This is a genomic window from Cohnella thailandensis (assembly GCF_014212135.1).
GTDB lineage: Bacteria > Bacillota > Bacilli > Paenibacillales > Paenibacillaceae > Cohnella > Cohnella thailandensis.
This window is the reverse complement of the sequence record NZ_JACJVQ010000019.1, coordinates 109,694-131,282: the sequence shown is the minus strand read 5'-3', so window position 1 is coordinate 131,282 and position 21,589 is coordinate 109,694. Positions and strand designations below refer to the sequence as shown.

The window sequence follows — 21,589 nt, the reverse complement described above, 5'->3', positions numbered from 1 at the left end:
GAAAACCACTTTACAGCCATTTGCCGTTCTTTATGTTACGAGATTAACGGGAGGATGTCAAGGCGTTCACCTTAACAGTCGTAAAAAAGCCGAAATGGCCGTCTTCGCCGTCTAAGAAAATGTTGCAAAATAGCCAAAGCCGCCCCAATCATTCGGGAGCGGCTCCTTTAGCGGAGATGTTCACTTGCCTTCATATACGTCCAGCGCCGCCTGAAGCGCGGCTCCGGCTTTGATTTCGGCGCCGTGGCGAAGAAGAACGGCCTCGAACGCCCCGAGCAGGTGCAGCACGTTTTTGCGGCTGCAGCTGTAGCCCATCGTGCCGATGCGCCAGATCTTGCCCTTCAGCGGACCGAAGGAGCTGGCGATCTCGATGCCGAACAGGTCGAGCAGCATGGTTCGGACGGACTCTCCGTCGACGCCTTCCGGAATCGTCACGCAGGTGACGACCGTCATTTTGCAGCTCGGGTCGCCGTATAACGCAAGCCCCATCGCTTCCAGGCCGGCGATTAAAGCGGACTCGTTCAGGCGATGCCTATCGAAGCGATTATCGAGCCCTTCCTGCAGAACGATCCGAAGACCTTCGCGCAAGCCGTACAGCATGGACGTCATCTCGGTATGGTGATTCAGCCGGGTCGGACTCCAGTAATCCATCAGTTGAGCAAGATCCAGATAATTGCTCTGAATCGGAGCGCCCAACCCTTCCGGCTCCTCGTAGCCGGGCGGGCGAATTCCTCGCTCCACCCGCTTGCGGGAGAGAATCTTGCGTTCCGCTCGCTCGTTGAACGTGATCGGAGCCATGCCCGACGGAACGGACAGGCACTTCTGCGTTCCGCCTACGACGGCGTCCAAGCACCACTCGTCGGTTTTGACTGGAACACCTCCGATCGTGGCGACGGCGTCGACGACGAGCAGCGCTCCCGCTTCGCGGCAGGCCGGTCCGATCCGGTCCAGCGGCTGTACCCGTCCCGTGGAAGTCTCGCCGTGGACGACGGCGACCAGATCGGGCTTCTCGCGTTTGATCGCGGAGACGATCTCCTCCTGATCGAATACCGTCCCCCACTCCGCTTGAAGAGTCGTCACCTCGGCGCCGCAGCGGACGGCGATCTCGGTCAGCAGATGCCCGAAACGGCCGAAGATCGGAATAAGCACCTTGTCCCCCGGCTCGATCAGGCTGGTCAAGACGGCTTCCAGCCCGGCTCGGGACGTTCCGTCCACCGGGAACGCCCAGCGGTTGTTCGTCTGGAAGACGCTTCGGAGCATCTCCATCGTATCGTTCATATAGGCGGTGAATTCGGGATCGAATTGGCCGAGAATCGGGTAGGACAACGCGCGGAGCACGCGAGGATCGACTTCGACCGGTCCCGGCGTCATAATCGTTCTTGGCGATGGAGATAATTCGGTGTAGGTTCTCATGTCGTCCGCTCCTCGTAGGCCAATTCGTAAAGCATCGCCGTCAGCACCCGAACCCCGTCGGCCAGTAGGTCAGGGGCCGTGTATTCGTTCGGCGAGTGGCTGATGCCCGCCTTGCTCGGGACGAAAATCATCGCCGCCTGGCAGAGCGGAGGCAGCAGCTGGGCGTCATGTCCCGCTCCGCTGACCATCCTGCGGTAGGGCAGCACAAGCTCTTGGCAGATTCGCTCGGCGCTTCGGGTCAGCGCCGGGCTCATCGGCACAGGCTTAGTGGACAGCCACGGGGTTATTTTATGCCGAAGCCGCCTGCGCAGCGCGATTCGCTCGATCTCGGACATCGCCAGCTCGCAGAACGCGTTTAGCTTCCATTCGTCCGCATGACGGATGTCGACCGTGAATTCGGCGTTGCCCGGGATAACGTTAGGCGTGTTCGGCGACGCTTCGATTTTGCCGACCGTGGCGACGAGCGGCTCGCCCCATTGGGCGGCCAAAGCCTCCAGCTTCACGACCGCTTCGGCCGCTCCGGCCAAAGCATCCTGGCGCATCGTCATCGGAGTCGTGCCCGCATGGTTGGCCGCCCCTTCGAAGCCGATCGCATAACGGCGCTGCCCGACGATCGTCTCGACGATTCCGATCCGCTTGTCCATTCGCTCCAGCACCATTCCTTGCTCGATATGCAGCTCGACGAACGCGGCCAGGTCGCTTCGGCGAGACTCGCCTTGCGACTCTCCGCCGAACCCCGATGCGCGCATCGCTTCCCTTAAAGAAACGCCTTCCTCGTCCAGCAGATCCTCGCCGTCCCGTCGCCAGTCGTACAACCCCGTCGCGTTGCCGGAACCCCAGTAAGCGATCGGGAAGCGGCTGCCCTCCTCCTCGGCGAAGCTGACCACCTCGATAGGCCGGATAGGATCGCCGTACGTTCTCTTGAGATAGGAGACCGCGGCCATGCCGGAGACGATGCCGTACGCGCCGTCGTACTTGCCGGCGGAACGGACCGTGTCCACATGGGAGCCGGTGAGCACGACGGGCGCGTCGGGATGGCGGCCGGGAAGCCTTCCGTAGAGATTGCCGACCGGATCGAACCGGGTCGCAAGTCCCGACTCGGCCATCCTGCGCGCAAGGAATCGCTGGGCTTGCAGCCACGACGCGGAATACAGCAGGCGAGTAACCCCCGAATCCGATCCGTCGGAATACGTCGCCAATTCGTCCAGCATGCGGGTCAATTCGAGAGCCGTGTCATTCGGTTCCGGCAAATTCGGAATCATCTCGTTGCCTCCTCATCGGATTCGGGCTTAACCGGATGCCGTGCCCCGGCAGCCTTACGCCTTCTTCCGCCGAATAAACCTTGCTGCCGCGAACCCAGGTCGACGATACCCGGCTGGAGAACGTCCGACCTACGTAAGGGCTGATTTTGTGCCGTTGGTATAGGTTCTCTTTCGTTAAGGTATAGCCCGCTTTCGGGTCGACGATCGCGAAGTCGGCATCGAATCCGATTCCGATCTCTCCCTTGCGGGGATGCAAGCCGAAGCGTTTGGCCGGCTGGGTCGACAACAGACGGGATAAGAGCGGAAGAGGTAGCCCCCTCTTGAAGTAGCCTTCCTCCAGCATGACCTCGACGCTGCTTTGCGCTCCGGCAATGCCTCCCCACGCTTGCATGAACGTTCTTCCGTCCAGCGATTTCAGCTCCTCCGGACTCGGAGAATGGTCCGAACCGATGACGTCCAGCTTGCCTTCGGCAACCTGCCGCCACATTCTCTCGATTCGTTCCTCGTCGCGCAGCGGAGGCGCGCACTTCGCGACCGGCCCGAGACGAACCAGATCCCGCTCGCTCAAGGCTAAATAATGCGGGCAGGTTTCCACGGTAACGTCGACGCCTTCCCGCTTCGCCTTCTCGATCAGCTCGACCCCTTCCGGGCTGCTGATATGGACGAAGTGCAGCCGGCAGCCCGTCTCCCGGGCGAACAGAAGCGCCCTGCCGACCGCTTCCAGCTCGGCGATGACCGGCCTCGTCTTGACGAAGTCGAGCGGGCCGGTCCGGCCTTGGGCTGCGGCTTCGTCCGCCAGCCTGGCCGTGATGGCGTCGCTCTCGGCGTGAAGGGCGAGCAAGCCGCCGAATGAGGCGATTTTCCTCATGCCCTCCAGCAGCGTCCAGTCGTCCACCTCGCGGAACCGTTCCTCCCCGTCCCCTCCCGGATTGGAGAGAAACGCTTTGAACGCGGGAATTCCGGCTTCCGCCAGAGCCTCCAATTGATCGACGTTGCCGGGAACGAGCCCGCCCCAGAACGCGTAGTCGACGGCGGACGCTCCTTCCGCCAGCTTCTCCTTCACCCTTAAGGCCGGAAGGTTTACCGTCGGCGGCAATCCGTTGAGCGGCATATCGATATACGTCGTCACGCCGCCCGCGGCCAGCGCCGCGGAGCCGGTAACGAAGCCTTCCCAATGCCCCATGTTCGGCTCGTTCAGATGGACGTGGGTATCGACCATTCCCGGCAGCACCCACAGGCCGGCCGCCTGTACGACGACCGTGCTGGCGCCGGCTTCCAGCTCCGGCTCGATTGCCGCGATAACGCCATCGCGGACGCCGATATCCAGCCTTTTAACCTGATCAAGGAGGACGACCTGTCCTCCCTTGACGAGAAGATCGTATGGGCTCTCCATCCGGCTCCCTCCTTAGCTTCCGCGATAGGTGCTGTAACCGCCCGGGGCGACCAGAAGCGGCACGTGATAATGCGAAGTCGGCTCCGCCAGATGGAAACGAACGGGCACCCATTCCAGGAAGGCGACGTGAGCGCCTCCCCGGAAGTACTCGCCGACGTCGAAAAGCAGCTCGTACGTCCCTCCGACCATCTCTTCTCCCGATAACAGGGGGTGGTTCATTCGGCCGTCTTCGTTCGTGAAGCCTTCGAATAGAAGCTCCCGGCCGTCGCCGGTCTCGCCAAGCCGCCAGAGCTGCACCTTCATTCCGGCCGCCGGCGTTCCCATCGACGTATCGAGGACATGCGTGGTCAATTTGCCGCTCATGGTTACGCCTCCCGTTCTAGATAAGTTGAACTTTATAAATCCGCGCGCTCGGCGAATCCCCTATTCCAGCAAATCGTCCAAACGGAACCTCGTGATCCTGCCGATCTGGCGAAGCGCTTCCTCCCGCTCCTCGGGAATCCCGTTGCGAACGCGCGCTTTCATCGCCTCTAGAATTTCTTCCTTATTACGGCCGCGAACCGCCAGGATGAACGGGAATCCGAACTTCTCCACGTACTCGCGGTTAAGCGCCGAGAAAATCCCGTATTCTTCCGGAGACAGCCGGTCAAGCCCCGCTCCCGACTGCTCGGAGGCGGAATAATCGGTCACCTTGAGGCGCGTTCCGAGATCCGGGTGCGCCCTTAAGAACGCGATAATCGTCTCGTCCGCGGAGTCCAGGACGACTTGCATCATTCTCTCGTGCAGTTCGCTCCCCGATGAGAAAGGACGCTGCTCCCAAGCGGTCTCCGCCACCCATGGCGAATGCTCGAAGATTCCTCCCAGAGCCGCGACGAATTCGGACTTGCCCATGCGGTTGACGGCTTCCAGCTCCAGCTTCGCGGGCCGCGTCATTTCCAGTACCCCGCATGAACCGCGACGACCTCGTCCTCGATCTCGGGGAACGGCCCGATCACGACGATCGGCTTGCGTCCGGCCGCGAACACTTCCGTGCACGGAAGGTCGAGAGTCAGGTTCTGCTCGTCGTCTCCCGTGAGCTCCGCCAGCCTTTTCTCCGTGATGCCGAAGACGACTCGCCCGACATTGCCCCAGTAGATTGAGCCCGCGCACATCGCGCAAGGTTCGGCCGTCGTGTAGAGGGTGCATTCCCACAGCTCCTGCTTGGAAAATCGTTTCGATACGGCTTCCATCAGAGTCGTCTCGGCGTGGCCCGTGCAATTGTGCTCGGTAATTTCGATGTTGCCTTGCTCCCAGAGCACCTGTCCCCGGGGGTCGACGAGAATGCAGCCGAACGGCGTGTTGCCGGACTCTCTCGCCTTGCGGGAAACCTCCACTGCCCTGCGCAAAAAATCGACGTGCTGCTCTTTATCCGCGATCATCGGATTGTCCCCCTCGTTCTATCGCTCTCTCAATCGATCTCAAAATGCCGCCGTAACCGGTGCAGCGGCACAAATTGCCGGACATGTGTTCCTCGATCTGCTCCATCGACGGCTTCGGGTTCTCGGCCAGCATGGCGGCAACCGAGATAATCATGCCGGGCGTGCAATAGCCGCATTGGTAACCGCCCTCTTCGAGGAAGGATTGCTGGACGGGATGGAGCATCTCTTCGCCGGCCAAGCCTTCTATCGTCGTGATTTTTTTGCCGGAGCATTGATAGGCCATCGTTAAGCAGGAATTGACCGGCTTGCCGTCGACCAGCACCATGCACGCGCCGCATCGCCCGATCTCGCAGGAGCGCTTCGTCCCCGTCAGGCCGAGATCCTCCCGGATAACGGATAGAAGCCTGGTCGAAGGGGTGATTTCCGCCGATACCGCTTTGCCGTTAACCTCGCATTCGAGCTTGGAGCCCGCGGCTCTCTCCGCCCAAGTTTGATCTATCATTTCGGTTGCACCGCCTCTTGGAGATATTGGGGAGACTTCTGCAATAGAGCCGGATCGACGGGAAGCTCGCTTACCCGCACCCCCGTCGCGTTCCAGATCGCCTGCGCGATCGCCGGCGCCAGCGTCACCGAGCCGATCTCGCCGATTCCGCGAGGGCCGTATGGGTCGCCCTCCGGCACCTCCTCGATCGCCTCCACCCTCATGCTCTTGCTCTGGTCGACGATCGTCGGGATCAGGTAGGCATCCAGGTTGCCGAAAGCGTACCGGCCGTCCTTCATGACCGCGTTCTCCGTCAGAGTGAAGCCTAAAGCCATTCCGCTCGCTCCTTCGATCTGGCCGAGGAAGCCCTGCGGATTGGCGACCGGCCCTCCCGCTACCGCGTGATATTGATCCAGCAGCCGGACGCGGCCGGTCAGCTCGTTCACTTCGACGCGAACCGCCGTCCCGGCCTGGACGAAGAGGAAGCGGTTGGCAAAGTCCCCGTTGGGCGATTCGGGAAAAGCGGTCGACATTTCGCAAACGATCGGTTCCCCGCTTGCGGCAAGTTCGGCGAAGGTGCAGACGGGCGTTCCGTCTTCGAGGCGAATTCCGCCCTGTCCCAGCGTTAATTGGCCGGAAGGCAGCCTCGCTCGTTCTCTTGCGGCGTCGAACAGCTTGCCCTTGAACTCGGGCACCAGCTTGCCGAGCGCCAGCCACATCATCGTCGTCGTCCGGGCCGCCGTGCTGGAGCCGCTCTCGGGAACCCTGTCGGTGTCTCCGATCACGAGGCGTAAATCCTCCTCGAACAACCCGAAATGCTCGATCAGCATCAGCTCCAACGCGGCGAGCAGGCCCTGCCCGAATTCCTCGTAGCTGAACGCGACTTCGATTTGGCCGTCCGGGGCCAGCGAGATTCGGCCTCCGCCCGGGTCCGGAATGCCTTTCCCGAGTCCGGTCCCCATCATGGCGATCGCGGAGCCGTAACCGGTCTTGATCCACGGTTTATCGGGAATGACGTCTTGCCGGTTCCTCGACTCCTCTTGCTTGAGGGAAGAAGCCAGGACCGCCCGCCAGACTTGCCGGGCTCCGTCCGTCGGATAAATCTCCTGCCCGTAGGCGCCCGGATCGTTCTCCTTCCGAAGATTGATTCCCCGAAGCTTCCACGGATCGATGCCCGACAGCTCCGCCAGCCGATCCATCTGTCCCTCCAGGGCGAAGATCGCCTGGTTGGCCCCGAAGCCCCTGAACTCGCCCGAGACTCCGTTATTCGTGAAAACGGACTTACCTTCGATCTCTAGGTTCTCATATACATAGCAACCCAAGCTGTTCTCGAGGGCGTTGGTGAGCACCTCTCCCCCCAGCGTGGCATAGGCGCCGGTGTCGGCCAGCACCGAGACCTTATGGGCCAGAATCCGGCCCGCGGAGTCGATCCCGGTCTTCATCCGGATCGTCATCGGATGCCGCTTGATGCCCGCCCGCACGGATTCCGCCCGGGAGTTATGGATGCGAACCGGCCGGCCCGTGCGCTGAGCGAGCAGCGCCCCGTAGGGTTGAACGTTCAGTTCGTCCTTGCCTCCGAACGAACCGCCGATCGGGCTGGAGAGCACTCTTATGTTCTCTTCGGGAACGGCTAGAATGTTCGCGATCTGCACGCGGTCCTTGAGTCCGTGCTGCGTAGGGGAGTAGACGGTCAGCCGTCCGTCCGGTTCCGGAACGAACAAGCCGCCTTCGGTCTCCATGTAAACGTGCATCTGCCTCGGGGTCTTGTAGGTCTGCTCGACGATGTGCGCGCACCGCCCGAAAGCCTCTTCGACGTCCCCTTTGGAATATTGGATGTGCTTCAGCACGTTTCCGTCCGGGTGAAGCTTGCGGCCGTCCGGCCGAAGAGCCTCTTCGGGGCTCGAGATCGTCTCGTAAACCTCGTACTCGACACGGATCAACCCCAGCGCGCGTTCGGCCGCCTCGTCCGTCTCGGCGGCGACCGCGGCGACCGCATCCCCGACGTACCGCACGACATCCTCGCAGAGAACCGGCTGGTCTTGAATGACGATCCCGAACCGGTTGACGCCGGGAACGTCCTCGTGCGTCAGAACCGCCAGCACTCCGGGAACGGCTTTGGCCGCCTCGGTGTCGATGCTCTTGATTCGGGCAAAGGGATGCGGACTCCGCAGAATGCGGCCGATCAAACTCCCTTCCGCGTACCTATCCGTCAAGTACGCCAGCTCTCCCGTCACTTTGCCTCTGCCGTCCGGCCTTTCCCGCCAACGGCTTCCGGACGAAGCCCGGTTCAGCATCTCGTTCCCCCCCTAGTTGCGGCAATGAAGTTCTTCTATCGATAGGCTCAATCGAACGAGATTCTCTCTTGCAGCAGCTGCGGATCCACCGGCAGCTTCGCCACTCTCTTGCCCGCGGCGTCGAAGATCGCTTGCGCGATGGCCGGAGCCAAGCCGACGGACCCCAGCTCGCCGATACCGCGAGGCCCGTATTCGTCGCCCTCCGGCAGCTTCTCGATCGGCTCGACCTCGAAGGTCCCTTTCAGCTCCGCGATCGTCGGAATCAGGTAAGTGTCCAGATTCCGGGTCAAATAGATTCCTTTGTCCATGACCGCATCCTCCGTGATCGTAAACCCGAGCGCCATGCCGCTGCCGCCTTCGATTTGACCGAGATAGCCTTGCGGGTTCACGACCGGACCGGCGGCGACGGCGTGGTATTGATCCAAGAGCCTTACCCGTCCGGTCAACGTATTGACCTCGACTTTGACCGCGACGGAGGAATAAGAGTACATGAAGTGCGAGCCTACCCGTTCGACCGGAGAGGTCGGATAGAAGAAGCTCGTCTCCGCGGCGATCTCTTCCTCCGCTTGGTTCGCCAACTCCTCATAGGTGAGCAGCAGCTCCCCGCTCTCGATGTCCCGAACCCCTCCGTTCAGCGGCTTCAGGCTTTCGGCCGGCCGGCCGAGAATCCGGGCCGCTTCCGCCCGTAGCTTCCCCTTGAACGGAGCCCGCAGGCGGCGAAGCGACTGCCACATCATGCTCGTCGCCCGGGAAGCGGTGCTCGAGCCGCTGTCCGGCACGACGTCGGAGTCGCCGATGACGATCCGCAGGTCGTCCGCGGCGAAGCCGTATTGCTCGATAAGCATCTGCTCGAGCGAAGCGATCAAGCCTTGGCCGAACTCTTCGTAACCGAACACAGCCTCGATCTTCCCGTCCTTCGCCAGCCGCAGCCGGCCCCCGGCCGGGTCCGGGATGCCGACGCCGAGTCCGGCGCCGTGCATGACGAACGCGGCGCCGTAGCCGATCTTGATCCACGGCGGCACGGGCAGCCCGGGCGGCGCGGATGCCTCCGCGCTTATCGCCTTAAGGCTCTCCCGCTCCCGCCACAACCGGCTGTCCCCGAGCGCCTCCCATACCTGGCGGACGCCGTCCGTCCGGGAGATCGGCTGGCCGAGCGGCCCCGGGTCCTCGGGCTTGCGGAGATTGATCTCCCTCAGCCTCCAGGGATCCATCCCCAGCTTCTCCGCCAGCCGGTCGAGCTGGCCTTCCATCGCGAATACCGCCTGGTTGCCGCCGAAGCCGCGGAATTCGCCGGACATGCCGTTATTCGTGAACGCGCATACGCTAGTCACTTCCGCGGCGCCGAATCGGTACGGCCCGAGCACGTGCTCGACCGCGAAGTTGAGCACCTCCGCGCTAAGCGTGGAATAAGGCCCCGCGTCGGATACGATGCGAACCCGATGCGCGAGCAGCTTGCCTTCGGCGTCCGTGCCGGTCTTCATCGTTATCTTCATCGGATGGCGCTTGAGGCCGGCCCGCACCGATTCCCAGCGGGAATGGTGCAGCTTGACCGGCCTGCCGGTCGCCAGCGCGAGCAGCGCCCCGTAAGGCTGAACGTTCAGCTCGTCCTTGCCTCCGAAGGAGCCTCCGATCGGGCTCGAGACGATCCGGATGTCCGTTTCCGGCCGGTCGAGAATGCGGGCGAGCTGCATCCGGTCCATAAAGCCGTGCTGGGTAGGAGAATAAACCGTCAGCCTGCCGTTCTCCTCCGGAATGAACAGGCCGCCTTCGGTCTCCATGTACGTATGCATCTGTCTGGGAGTCTGGTAAATTTCCTCGACGATATGGGCGCAGGCCGCGAACCCGGCTTCCAGATCGCCGTGACGATAGTCGTTGCGGTGCTGGACGTTCCCTTGCTCGTGCAGCTGGGGAGCGCCTTCCGCCAAAGCCGCTTCCGGGTCGTCGACGACCGGAAGAACCTCGTATTCGACTTCGATGAGCTTAAGCGCCTCGGTCGCCAAGGCGATGGAATCCGCCGCCGCCGCGGCGACGGCGTCGCCTATAAATCGCGTCCTGTCCTCGCAGAAGACAGGGTGATCGGGATGGGCGATTCCGAATCGGTTCAGCCCGGGCACGTCCGCGTAAGTCAGCACGGCTCGAACGCCCGTTAAGGCAAGCGCCTTTTCCGTTGAGATCGAGACGATTCTCGCATGGGGATAGGGGCTTCTCAGCACCGCTCCATGGAGCATGCCGGGAGCCGACATGTCCGTCAGATAGGGCATCTGCCCCGTGACTTTCCCGGGACCGTCCGGCCTTATGCGCCAGCGGTCCCCGCTCGTTCGCCGGTTCAGCAGCATTCGTATCACCCCTTGGATGCGTTGGATGGAGATTGCGACCAGAGAGCCGCGACGACGAGATTGGCCGCCGTCCGCTTGCGGTACAGGTCCGTCGCGAAGGGGTCGGTCCTCGGCTCGTACTGCTCCAGGACGGCTTCGAACGCCTGCTGGAGTCCGGCCCCGTCGGGCTTGGCCCCGAGAAGCAGCTCCTCCGCGCGGGTCATCCGGACCGGCGTCGTCTGGCCTCCTCCGGCGGCGATCCGAAGCTTCGTCAAGGTACCGTCTTCTTCCGCCTCGCCCTGAATGGCCACCGTTACCAACGACGGCGTAAACGCCTCTCTGCGTCCTACTTTATGGAAAGCGAAAAATCGCTTCGTATTCGAGGTCGGGTCATCCTCTTCGCAAGGAATTCGAATGGAGGTTAACAGCCTTGGAACCGCGTAAGAAGAAGATGCCCACTCTTCCGCGCTCTCGAAGAGAAGACGGGAGCCGTCGTGCCATTCCAGCTTCGCGTTCAGCGCGATCAGCGCGGGAACCGCGTCGCCGACGCGGTAAACGACGTTGCCGCCCAGGGTAGCGAGATTACGTACCGACCAGCCGGCGATGTTGCGGACGGCATCGACGAGAAGCGGAGCATGTTCGGCAAGCAAGCCGCTCGAACGGCAATCGGTGAGAGTCGTCATCGGGCCGATGGCGATCGCGCCCTCCTCCTCCCTGATTCCGGATAAGCTCGCGATTGAACCCAGATCGATCAGATGGCGCGGCATGGCGGCGGTTCCGGCTTCCCACTGGGTCCGAAGCAGGGTCGAACCCGCCGTATAGACGGCGGCCGAACCCCACTCTTCCTTCATGCCGATCGCTTCCTCTATGCTGCGAGGCTGCCAGACGGCCGGAGATCGAAGGAGTTCCTCTTGATTCAATGCCATCCCTCTTCCCTCCTCATTTGATCATGCGTTTGTCAATTTCAAGATCAGAAACGCTGCTCGCGAATGTACGGTGCGCCGAGCGCTTCGGGAGAGCCCGACGGCTTGTTGCGGTTGCGCCAGCCAAGGTACATCAGAACGAGGATGGTTATGATGTACGGAATCATTTTCAGGAAGTAGGACGGAATCGCGCTTCCGATCAACTGGATCTTGAAGCCGATCGTATCCATCGCTCCGAAGAAGTAAGCGCAGAACAAGGCGCGAAGCGGATTCCAACGGGCGAAAATGATCAGGGCGACGGCGATCCAGCCGCGTCCGGCGGTCATGCCTTCGATCCAGGTCGGCGAGTAGACGAGGAGCAAGTCCGCTCCGGCCAAGCCGATCAGCATAGAGCCGATAATAATGTAGCCGTAACGGAAAATCTGAACGGGGATGCCCATCACGTCGGCGGTAGCCGGGTTGTCTCCGATCGCCCTCAGGTGCAAGCCCCAGGACGTGCGGTGAATGAACAGATGAGCCAGAATCACGAGAATGAGACTGAACCACGTCAGAATGTCGAGGTGCGCGAACATGTCTCCGATGATCGGAATGCCGTCCAGGAAGTTCAGGTCGATCTTCGGCACGGAGCCCGGAATCGGCGTACCCGTGATCGACTTGCCCAGATAAGCGCTTAGCCCGGAACCGAACAGCGTCATCGCAAGCCCGCTGACGACCTGATTCGCCCGAAGCGTGACGGTCAGGAACGAATGGAGCAAGCCGAGAGCCCCGCCGACGACCAAGACGGCCAGCAGCGTCCACCCCAAGCTTCCTGTATGAATGTAAGTCGTGCAGGCGATGACGGCTCCCATGAGCATCAAACCTTCGGCCCCCAGTTGCATGACGCCGGATCTTTCGATCAGGATGCCGCCGAGCGTCGCGAACAGGAGCGGAGTGCCGGACGAGATAGCGGCGACGAGAAGTTGCGTAATTAAGTCCATAGTCCGACCTCTCCTTAACCGTTGCGGCGCAACCGGAATTTGCTAATCATATTGCCGGCGATCAGGAAGAACAGGATCGCCCCTTGAATCATGCTGGATATCGAGGACGGAAGCCCCATCGTTTGAACGCTGTAGCCCCCTACGATAAGACCGCCGAACAGGACGGACGAAATGACGAGGCCGAACGGATTCAGCTTGGCGATCCACGCGACGATGATCGCGGTATAGCCGTAGCCCGGCGAGATGCCGTACATGAGACGGTGAGTGACGCCGGTGACTTCGCTCATTCCCGCGATGCCGGCGACCGCGCCGCTGATTACCATGACGATAAGAATGTGTTTCTTGATGTTGATGCCCGCGTTCCTGGCCGCGTCCTGATTGGCGCCGATCAGGCGAAGCTCGTAACCCCAGCGCGTGTACTTCACCGTGAACCAATAGATAAGCACAATGACTAGAGCGAAGACTAAACCGAGATGCAGGCGGGTATCTCCCAATACCGGAAGCATCTGCGCATCGGTGAACATCGGCGTTCCCGGGAAGTTGAAGCCTTTCGGATCCTTCCAAGGGTCGAACACGAGATAGTCGAGCAGCAGCAGCGCGACGTAGTTCAGCATGAGCGACGTAATCAGCTCGTTCACTTGGAAATAAACTTTCGGCAGCGCGGTGAGCGCTCCCCAGATGCCGCCCGCCACGACGGCGAATACGATCATGATCGGGATCGTGAGGGACATCGGCATCTCCGGCAAGTAGACCGTAACCGCCGTCGCGCCGATCGCGCCGGCCACGAACTGCCCTTCCGCGCCGATATTCCATACGGAGATCCGGTAGGCGATGGCGACGCCCAGACCGCATAGCAGAAGCGGAATGGCCTTGACGAGCGTCTCGGTGATGCCGAACTCGGACATGAACGCCCCGCGGAACATCTTCTCGTAGACAAGCCAAGGATTCTTGCCGTTCGCGGCGATGAAGATCGCGCAGGCCAGCAGCGCCAGGACGATCGAGACGATCGTCATCCACCAGGGGCTCTCCTTGCGGGCGGGGTCGATCTCGAACCGGAAGGATAATCTTCGGCGAGTCTCGCTCGCCGTTTTGTCCAAAGACACCGTGCCGGCGGCAGGCTGTTCGCTCATACGGCTTCCTCCTCTTTCTCTCTGATGCCGGCCATATACAGGCCTATCCGTTCGCGATTGGCTTCTTCCTGCCTCATCTCGCCGACGATGCTTCCGTTGTAGATGATGAGAATGCGGTCCGAGAGCTGCATGACCTCTTCGAGATCCTCCGAGATCAGAAGCACGCTTTTGCCTTCGTCCCTCAGACCGTTCAGCAATTGGTGAACTCCGGCGGTCGCTCCGACGTCCAACCCTTGCGTCGGGTGAACGGCGACCATCAGCTCCGGCTTGCGATCGATCTCCCGGGCGAACAGCAGCTTCTGCTGGTTGCCGCCGGACAGCTGCCGAACCGGGGCGTCGATCCCCGGCGTCTTCACGTCGAACTGCTCGACGAGCTTCTGCGACCATTCGCGGTTGCTCTTGATTTTCAAAAATCCGTATTTGGAACGATGTTCGGAACGGTAGGACTTGAACAGCAAATTATCGACAACACCGAGGCTGCCCGCGAGACCGCTCTTCATCCGGTTCTCCGGCACGTGGGAGATTCCGGCTTCGATCGCTCCGCGCACAGATGCGGTTTTGATTTCGACGCCATTGAAGGTGATTTTGCCCTTCTTCCAGGTGCAGAGGCCGTTCAGCACTTCGGCCAATTCGCTCTGCCCGTTGCCGGCCACGCCGGCCACGCCTACGATCTCGCCTTTGTAAACCTTAAGATTCAGATTGTTAAGAGCTTTGCGTCCGTGCTCGGCATACACGTCCAGGTTCTCGACGTTCAGGAGCAATTCGCCTCTCGGCCGGGTTCTGCCTTGGATCTCTACCGGCGCGATGTCGCTGCCGACCATCAGCCTGGCCAGATCCTTCTCGTTCGTGTCGGACTTGTCGATCGTATGAATCATGCGGCCCTTGCGCATGACCGAGATCCGGTCGGCGGCGGCCATGACTTCCTTCATCTTGTGAGTCGTCAGGATAACGGTCTTGCCTTCCGACTTCATCTGCTCCAGCGTCAGGAACAATTGATCGGCTTCTCCGGGGGTGAGCACGGAGGTCGGTTCGTCCAGAATGATGAATTCGGCGCCGCGATAAAGCGTCTTGACGATCTCGACGCGCTGCTGCTCGCCGACGGACAGCTGCCAGATCGGGCGATCCACCGGGAAAGCGAGCCCGAAGCGCTTCGCGATCGAATCGATCTCTTCCGTCTTGTTTTTCATCCATCTCGGGCCGCGCCAGAAGGAAGATTTCTCGCCGAGCACGATGTTCTCGGCCGCGGTCAGCGTTTGGACGAGGCGGAAATTCTGGAACACCATCCCGACTCCCAGCTTCGTCGCATCCTTGGGCGACCGGATCTTGACCTTCTCGCCGTGAATGTAGATCTCCCCGCTCGTCGGCCGGTATACGCCGGAGAGCATGCACATGATCGTGCTCTTGCCGGCTCCGTTCTCTCCGAGAAGGGCATGTACCTCGCCCGGCTTGCAATTGAAGTCGACATGGTCGTTGGCGATGACGCTGCCGAACTGCTTCACGATTTGTTTCATTTCCAGAGAAAACGTCTCTCTCATGCTTGCTTCCTCCTTGTGCCGCGGGGGCTTGTGGGCTTGTCGTTCCCTCGCGGGCCCGCGATGGATCGCCTTCCAGGGGGATAAATCAAGAAATCCCTCGGAGAAGGGATTTCTTGATGGAATAACGGGGGCGATAGGAGCCGGAAGATTAATTCGGAATCGTTCCTTCTACCCCTTTGACGAACCAGTTCATTTCAAGAATTTCCGCGTCCGTCAAGGATTGGCCGGCCGCCACCTTCTCCGTTCCGCTCTGATCGACGATCGGTCCGGTGAAGACGTTCAGCTCGCCGTTTACGAACTTGGTTCTCGTCTCTTCGATAAGCGTCTTGGCATCGGCGGGAACGTTGACGCCGACGGGAGCGATGTCCACCATGCCGTCCTGGAAGCTGCCCAGATATTGATCGTTCGTCCAAGTGCCGTCCATAAGAGCTTTAACCTTCTTCACGTAGTACGGGCCCCAATTCCAGACGGGGTTCGTCAGGTAGGCTTCCGGCGCGTATCTCGTCATGTCGGAGTCGTTGCCGCCCGCCATCTTGCCCTTCTCGGCGGCCGCTTGCAGCGCAGCCGGAGAGTCTTGGTACGCCAGCAGCACGTCCGCGCCCTTGTCGAGCAGGCTGATCGCGGCATTGCGTTCCGCCGTCGGATCGAACCAGGTGTTCGACCATACCACGTTTACTTTGATGTCCGGATTTACGCTTTGAGCGCCCAATGTGAAGGCGTTGATGTTGTAGACAAGTTCGGGGATCGGGAATGCCGCGATGTATCCGAGCGTGTTGTTCTTGGTCGTCTTGCCTGCGGCGATGCCGCTCAGGTAGCTGGCTTCCCAGTTCTTGCCGAAGTAGGTCGCCATGTTGTCGTTGGTCTTGTAACCGCCGGCATGCTCGAATTTCACGTTCGGGAATTTCTTGGCTACGTTCAGGGTCCAGTCCATATAGCCGAAGCTGGTAGCGAAGATGATGTCATGATTCTGAGCCAGATCGCTCATGATCCGCTCGGCGTCCGCGCCCTCCGGCACGTTCTCGACCGTATCGGACTTGATGCCGAGCTCCTTCTCCATGTACAAGCGGCCTTGATCGTGCTGGTAAGTCCAACCGCCGTCGCCCGGAGGCCCGATGTACACGAACGCGACGCGAGGGTTCGCGATTCCGTTGCCGGAAGCCGATGCGGACGGGGATTCGCTAGCCGCCGCCGACGAGGCCGGCGCCGATTCCGACGGCGATGGGGACTCGCTGGCCGATTCGTTGTTGTTGTTGCTGCCGCAAGCGGACAGAACCGCGACCATCAGGAACGCCAGAACCAAACTCAGAGACCATGACCTTTTTACTCTTTTCATACTTTTCCTCCCCGACTCCCTATGTTTTTGTCATCACGATCGGTTGACCTCCCGCTTCTTCTACCGGCTGAAGCCGTTCCCGATCGTTACGTTCGTTCGAAATCTCTCAAGCGAGATTTTCGGACCGAAGCTCGAATGACTTATCTACAATATACTTTCGGGGGTATATAGCGTCAACTTACTTTACATTGAATTGGACTTTGTAATGAATTGTACGGGTTTCGATTGTGCATGATGCACCTTTTGGCCAAAACGCGCGTCATGTTATGTGACATATCTCGCGATAAACCCGATTCAACAAGCTCTTAATGGAGCTGCGACTCGGGCAAACCCGCCTCATTCGGAGTATTTATGCTCCGCTACGGCCGCAGCTCTCTCCCAATCCTCGAGGGTGTCGACGTCCGCGAAGAATTCGGCCGCCTCGGGATCCAGCAGCCGGCCGCGCCAACTCCCGTTCGCCAGAAGCCGGCGCGCGCCTTCGTCTCCTTTGAGTTCCGCAAGAGCTCCGTACATCCCGCGTTTGATCAGCACGGGCGGATGCGCCGTTCCGCCTCTGCCGAATGCGACGTAATCGAGCTCCGCCTCCTCTTCTCCCGCTTCGATCAAACTCGTCAGCCCGGAAGACGCGATAAAGGGCTGGTCCGCCAGAACGATAAGAAGCGCGTCCGGTTCGTCCTTCAAAGCCTCCTTCAAGCCGCAGAGAATGGATCGCGACATGCCTTCCGCCGCATCCGGGCAACGGACGATCGCAAGGCGATCGCCGGAGCGCGCCATCGCCGCCCCCTTGCACCACTCCAATTCATCCTCCGTGCGAACGACCGCGATGATGCGAGCGACCAAGGCGCAGCCCAGCACCTCCGCAAGCGCGGCTCCGCCCAATCGCTTACCAGGCGCAAGCTCCAGGGACAGCTTGGGTCGCCCCATCCGGCTGCTCTGTCCCGCCGCCAAATAAATCGCCGTTACCCGCAATCGAATCCCCTCCCGGCGCGCGTTGCTTCGCGCGAGATTGCCTGACGGCGATAAGCTCGGCCGCGATGCTCACCGCGATCTCGTCCGGCCCTTCGCCGCCGATGTCGAGGCCGACGGGAGCCCGGACGAACGAGGGCATCGGGAGGCCGTCGAACAGCGTTCGGATTCGCTTCCGCGAGCCCATGACGCCCAAGTAGGCGGGAGTTAGCGGCAGCACCCGCTCCAGCATCTCGCGGTCCCTCTGCATCTGATGCCCGCATAGCAGAACGTAGTCGCGGCTGCCGATCGCAAGCTCGCGAACGATGGCATCCGCGCCGCCGGCCGCAAGCTCCGCCCCCGGGAACCGATCGGCCGTCACTAGTCTCGGCCGCCAGTCGGCAACCGCTGCCTTGAAGCCGATCCGGAGCGCGATCCGGTAGACGGGTTCCATATCGATGCCCGCGCCGAATAGAATAAGGCGAGCCCGCGGCTCGAAACGCTGTTCCAAGAGCCGCTCGCCCGCCTCCTCCGATGACCCGAGGTCGCCGCCCTCATCCGCCGGCTTCAACCGATAATGGATACGGCCGTTCGCTTTCCTTCTAATGAAGACGACCGATTCTCCCGATTCGTTCGCCAGGTAGGCGGCCTTCAACCGCTCCGCCAGCTCTCCCGCGAGCGGTTCCAGCAGAATCAGAAGCTTGCCGCCGCAGCCGATCGCCTCGCCCCATAGCGCATCCTCATCGGGCTCCATGTTGTAAGAGATCAGCTCCGGCTCTCCGGAGGCAAGCACCGCCGGGACCCTCTCCCTCAAATCCGATTCCAGGCAGCCGGGGCTAATGCTCCCCAGCTCCCCGCCTTCCCCAATAAACAGCATGGCCGCTCCGGCCTTCCGATAAGAATGGCCCTCCGCTCCGATGACGGTCGCCAGAACGGAGGGGCCGCCGTCCAAGGCGGCATATCGCAAAATCTCGTAAGCGTCCATCGACTCGCCCTCCGCTTCAGCCGTGCCGAGCACCGCTTTTTTTCCCAAACCGAAATCCTGCCTCTCTATCCGATCCGAGCCAGCAGGCTCTTGAGCGATTTATCCGCTTCCTTCAGCACGGAACTGCGATCGATCGTCCGAACCCGCTTGCCGGACATGACGACTTGACCGTCGATCAGAACGGTATCGACATCGCCCCTCGTCGCCGCATAGACGACCCGCGAGAACAGATCGGAGTCATAGGACGGATAGACGTGGAAGTCTTCCAAATCCAGAATCTGCAGATCCGCCAGCTTGCCGACCTCGATGCTGCCGATCTCCTTCTCGAGACCGAGCACCTCGGCTCCGCCCATCGTCGCCATTCGCAGCACCTTCCTCGCGTCCATCACCGTCGGCCCGTGCTGGACCTTCTGGATGAACGCGGTCAACCGCATCTCCTGGAACATGTCGAGGTTGTTGTTGCAGGGAGCGCCGTCCGCGCCGATACCCACCGGAATGCCGCGTCCGAGCAGGTCCGGAATCTCCGCCATGCCCGATGCCAGCTTCAGGTTGGAGCCGGGGCAATGGGTGACCTTCACGCCCCGTTCCTTGATGATTCGTTTCTCTTGCTCATCCAGCCAGACGCTGTGGGCGAGAATCAGGTTCGGCTTCGCCAGTCCGATATGGTCCAGGTAAACGACGTTGCGCATGCCGCGCTCCGCTTCCACGATCGCGATCTCGTCCCGGTTCTCCGAAGCGTGGGTATGCACCCGAACCCCGTAATGCGCGGACAAATCCCGGACTCCGACGAGCAGCTCTTCCGTGCAGGAGACGACGAACCGCGGACAGAACGCGTAATGAATTCGGCCGTTCGCCGCCCCGTTCCACTTCTCCAGCAGATCGACGCTCTCTTGGAGGGAACGATCCGTCTTCTCCTGCAAGGGAAGCGGCACCTCGGTCCCGTGGTCCATCATAACCTTGCCGGAGATCGCCCGAAGGCCGCTGCTCTCGATCGCCCGGAACGCCGCATCGGTATAATGGACGGTCTCCATGTCGAGAATCGTCGTCGTGCCGCTGCGAATGAGCTCCCCGATGCCGAGAAGCGCGGAATAGTAGATGGAATCCTCCGAATGGGCGGCTTCCATCGGCCAGATTTTGTCCCTCAGCCAATCGATGAGGGCGAGATCGTCCGCGCGTCCCCGAAACAAGGTCTGGCACAGATGGATATGCGTCTGAACGAAGCCGGGAAGCAGCACCTTGCCGCCCGCGTCGATAATCTCGACTTCGTCCGCAGGATCGGCTTGCAGGCTATCGCCGAGCTTCGCGATGCGATTCCCTTCGATCAGCAGATCCCCCGTCACGATATCGTTGTTCTCGTTCATCGTCATGATGATGGCGTTGCGAATCAGCTTAACGGCCATATGGCGCACCTCCGATCGGGTTTAACCGCGATATTATTCAATCTATATAAGCAGGCAAGAGTTCATTAACGCGATGTCGGGTAATCCACCCGGTGGAGGGCTTTGCGGAACAGGAAAACCAGCTTAAGCCGAAGCAAGTCGTTGATCCGTTTGAAGTCGACGTCGAGCAGCTCGCCCAGCTTCTCGATCCGGTAGGTCGCCGTGTTCCGGTGAATGAACAGCTTCTTGGCCGTCTCGTTCATCTGGCCGTCGTTATCGAGGTAGGTCTCCAGCGTCCGCATCATCTCCTGGACGTATTCCGGATCCTTGCCCATCAGCCCGCCCAGCCAGCGATCGCAATACGTCTGCATCCTCTCCCGGGTCACTTGCTCGAACAGAAAGGCAAGATCGAGCGTCTCGTAACGGACGAAGCGGTCGCCGACGCCCCACTCCTCCGCCAAGCGCATCGTCTCCCGGCACTCGTTCCACGCCTCGGCCAGCTGCTCCGGCTTTCTTTTCCTGCCGCTTAGAGCAACCTTCGCCTCTCCGAACGCCCCCAGCTTCCGGCCCGACAAGCAGGACGTCAACGCCGCCTCGATCCGATCGGCTTCTTCGCCGTTCGGATTCGGAAACAAGGAGAAGAGCCCCTCGTCCACGACCAAATGCAGGCCCTTTAGCTCTTGCAGCTTGGAGTGGCCGAGCACTTCCGCCTTCAGCGTTTCCAGGTTCTCAAGGCGCGTTTCCGCCTTCGCCAGCTTCGGATAGTCGATCAAGACCGCCACGTACGGCTGGTCGATCAGGTCGATCTCCCAACGCTCCGCATAGTCCTTCACCGTCTCGATCGCCAGTCCGTTCTTCAAGTGGCGCTTGATGAGCAAGCCGAAATCCTTCTGCATGGACAGCTCGAAATAATCCTCGTAGTTAAAATTAAGATGATAAGAGAGCAGCTCCGCCGCCTGCGAATACAAGCTCTCTTCGATAGCGGACAGAATAACCCTCGGCGTAAAAAACAAAACGAAGCCCGTGCACTGGGACTGCTTCATTAACGGAACGCGGAACGCTTGCCACGTTTTGTTCTTCACCCAGCTATGATGCTGATGCCACGGCCATTGGAAAAGCAGCTCTTCGTCCGGAATCGCCGAGGAGTTGTACACCATCTGCCCTCTGGAGCCGACGATCGCCATGGGCTCCCCGATCACTTCGGCCACCGAATCGAACAGCTGCCGGATATGGTCGGGCTGCAGGGCGAAGCGCATGAGCCGAACCTGCTTGTCGAGCACCTCCTGCAGAATGCCGGTGCTTCTCTTCATGTCTTCGTTAAATAAGCCGTTCATCTGGTCCGAGAACGTAAATTGGAAGGGAAGCTCGATCAGGGGAAAACCAAGCTCATCCGCGCGGGCGATCAGAGCGTCCGGAATCGAGTTCCAGAAGCGCCCCAGCTTGATGCCGAAGCCCGATGCCCCGCATTTGTCCAGCTTGGCGAGCAGGTCGGCCGCCGCTTCCGGCTCGTCCTTGATCAGGTAGGCGGTCGTGAACAGCATCTCGCCTTCCTTGATCCAATCCGTTATGTCCGGAGCATCCATGACGTTAACCGACCTCACGATGCGGTTGCCCCCCGCTTTGCCGGCCACAAGCTTCGCTTCCGACAACGGATATACGGAAAGTGCTTGCTCGACGGTAAGATGCATAGGTATCCCCCCTAGGAATGAATTAGGAATAACGCCGAAAACTCATTCCGTTCGCGTTAGTTTATTTAACATTTTAGAGGGATGCAACCGTATTATCAATACCTTATGTAACGTTTTA

At 60.7% G+C, this 21,589-nt stretch carries 18 protein-coding genes; all 18 read right to left on the bottom strand.

Translation table 11 applies throughout. From position 1 onward, the window contains the following. Nucleotides 1-180: 180 nt before the first annotated feature. Nucleotides 181-1,413, bottom strand: a complete 1,233-nt coding sequence (locus H7B67_RS21300) for a pyridoxal-phosphate-dependent aminotransferase family protein (RefSeq protein WP_185121881.1) — start codon at nt 1,411-1,413, stop codon at nt 181-183. After that, nucleotides 1,410-2,675: a Zn-dependent hydrolase gene (locus H7B67_RS21295; protein ID WP_185121880.1), complete on the bottom strand. Its 1,266-nt coding sequence runs from the start codon at nt 2,673-2,675 to the stop codon at nt 1,410-1,412. The genes H7B67_RS21300 and H7B67_RS21295 overlap by 4 nt, the downstream gene beginning before the upstream one ends. Further along, the gene (locus tag H7B67_RS21290) at nt 2,647-4,068 is read right to left on the bottom strand and encodes an allantoinase (RefSeq protein WP_185121879.1); all 1,422 of its coding nucleotides are present in this window, start codon (nt 4,066-4,068) and stop codon (nt 2,647-2,649) included. Before H7B67_RS21290 ends, H7B67_RS21295 begins: the two co-directional genes overlap by 29 nt. 12 nt (nt 4,069-4,080) lie before the next feature. Further along, nucleotides 4,081-4,431, bottom strand: coding sequence for a hydroxyisourate hydrolase (uraH, locus tag H7B67_RS21285; protein ID WP_185121878.1), 351 nt, complete (start codon nt 4,429-4,431; stop codon nt 4,081-4,083). Nucleotides 4,432-4,491: 60 nt separating this feature from the next. Continuing rightward, nucleotides 4,492-5,001: a 2-oxo-4-hydroxy-4-carboxy-5-ureidoimidazoline decarboxylase gene (gene uraD, locus H7B67_RS21280; protein WP_185121877.1), complete on the bottom strand. Its 510-nt coding sequence runs from the start codon at nt 4,999-5,001 to the stop codon at nt 4,492-4,494. Continuing rightward, nucleotides 4,998-5,486 carry a nucleoside deaminase gene (locus H7B67_RS21275; RefSeq protein ID WP_185121876.1) on the bottom strand — a complete coding sequence of 163 codons (489 nt, stop codon included), beginning with the start codon at nt 5,484-5,486 and terminating at the stop codon, nt 4,998-5,000. Before H7B67_RS21275 ends, uraD begins: the two co-directional genes overlap by 4 nt. Then, nucleotides 5,473-5,988 carry a (2Fe-2S)-binding protein gene (locus H7B67_RS21270; RefSeq protein ID WP_185121875.1) on the bottom strand — a complete coding sequence of 172 codons (516 nt, stop codon included), beginning with the start codon at nt 5,986-5,988 and terminating at the stop codon, nt 5,473-5,475. The genes H7B67_RS21275 and H7B67_RS21270 overlap by 14 nt, the downstream gene beginning before the upstream one ends. Next, complete coding sequence (locus tag H7B67_RS21265; protein ID WP_185121874.1) at nt 5,985-8,261, bottom strand: molybdopterin cofactor-binding domain-containing protein; 2,277 nt, start codon at nt 8,259-8,261, stop codon at nt 5,985-5,987. The genes H7B67_RS21270 and H7B67_RS21265 overlap by 4 nt, the downstream gene beginning before the upstream one ends. A 47-nt stretch (nt 8,262-8,308) precedes the next feature. After that, complete coding sequence (pucD, locus tag H7B67_RS21260) at nt 8,309-10,597, bottom strand: xanthine dehydrogenase subunit D (RefSeq protein ID WP_185121873.1); 2,289 nt, start codon at nt 10,595-10,597, stop codon at nt 8,309-8,311. A 5-nt stretch (nt 10,598-10,602) separates the two neighbouring features. After that, nucleotides 10,603-11,502, bottom strand: coding sequence for an FAD binding domain-containing protein (locus H7B67_RS21255; RefSeq protein ID WP_185121872.1), 900 nt, complete (start codon nt 11,500-11,502; stop codon nt 10,603-10,605). Nucleotides 11,503-11,546: 44 nt separating this feature from the next. Further along, on the bottom strand, nt 11,547-12,476 hold the full coding sequence (locus H7B67_RS21250) for an ABC transporter permease (protein WP_185121871.1): 930 nt from the start codon (nt 12,474-12,476) through the stop codon (nt 11,547-11,549). Between the two features lie 14 nt (nt 12,477-12,490). Then, nucleotides 12,491-13,606, bottom strand: a complete 1,116-nt coding sequence (locus H7B67_RS21245; protein ID WP_185121870.1) for an ABC transporter permease — start codon at nt 13,604-13,606, stop codon at nt 12,491-12,493. Continuing rightward, nucleotides 13,603-15,141: an ABC transporter ATP-binding protein gene (locus H7B67_RS21240; RefSeq protein WP_185121869.1), complete on the bottom strand. Its 1,539-nt coding sequence runs from the start codon at nt 15,139-15,141 to the stop codon at nt 13,603-13,605. The genes H7B67_RS21245 and H7B67_RS21240 overlap by 4 nt, the downstream gene beginning before the upstream one ends. 148 nt (nt 15,142-15,289) lie before the next feature. After that, on the bottom strand, nt 15,290-16,474 hold the full coding sequence (locus H7B67_RS21235) for a BMP family ABC transporter substrate-binding protein (protein WP_185121868.1): 1,185 nt from the start codon (nt 16,472-16,474) through the stop codon (nt 15,290-15,292). 336 nt (nt 16,475-16,810) lie between these two features. Next, nucleotides 16,811-17,443, bottom strand: coding sequence for a nucleotidyltransferase family protein (locus H7B67_RS21230; RefSeq protein ID WP_185121867.1), 633 nt, complete (start codon nt 17,441-17,443; stop codon nt 16,811-16,813). Continuing rightward, a complete protein-coding gene (locus H7B67_RS21225; protein WP_245363384.1) occupies nt 17,358-18,452 on the bottom strand; it encodes an XdhC family protein in 1,095 nt (364 codons plus the stop codon). The genes H7B67_RS21230 and H7B67_RS21225 overlap by 86 nt, the downstream gene beginning before the upstream one ends. A gap of 17 nt (nt 18,453-18,469) precedes the next feature. Next, a complete protein-coding gene (locus tag H7B67_RS21220; RefSeq protein WP_185121866.1) occupies nt 18,470-19,804 on the bottom strand; it encodes a 5'-deoxyadenosine deaminase in 1,335 nt (444 codons plus the stop codon). 65 nt (nt 19,805-19,869) lie between these two features. Further along, nucleotides 19,870-21,471, bottom strand: a complete 1,602-nt coding sequence (locus H7B67_RS21215) for a PucR family transcriptional regulator (protein WP_185121865.1) — start codon at nt 21,469-21,471, stop codon at nt 19,870-19,872. Nucleotides 21,472-21,589 lie beyond the last annotated feature (118 nt).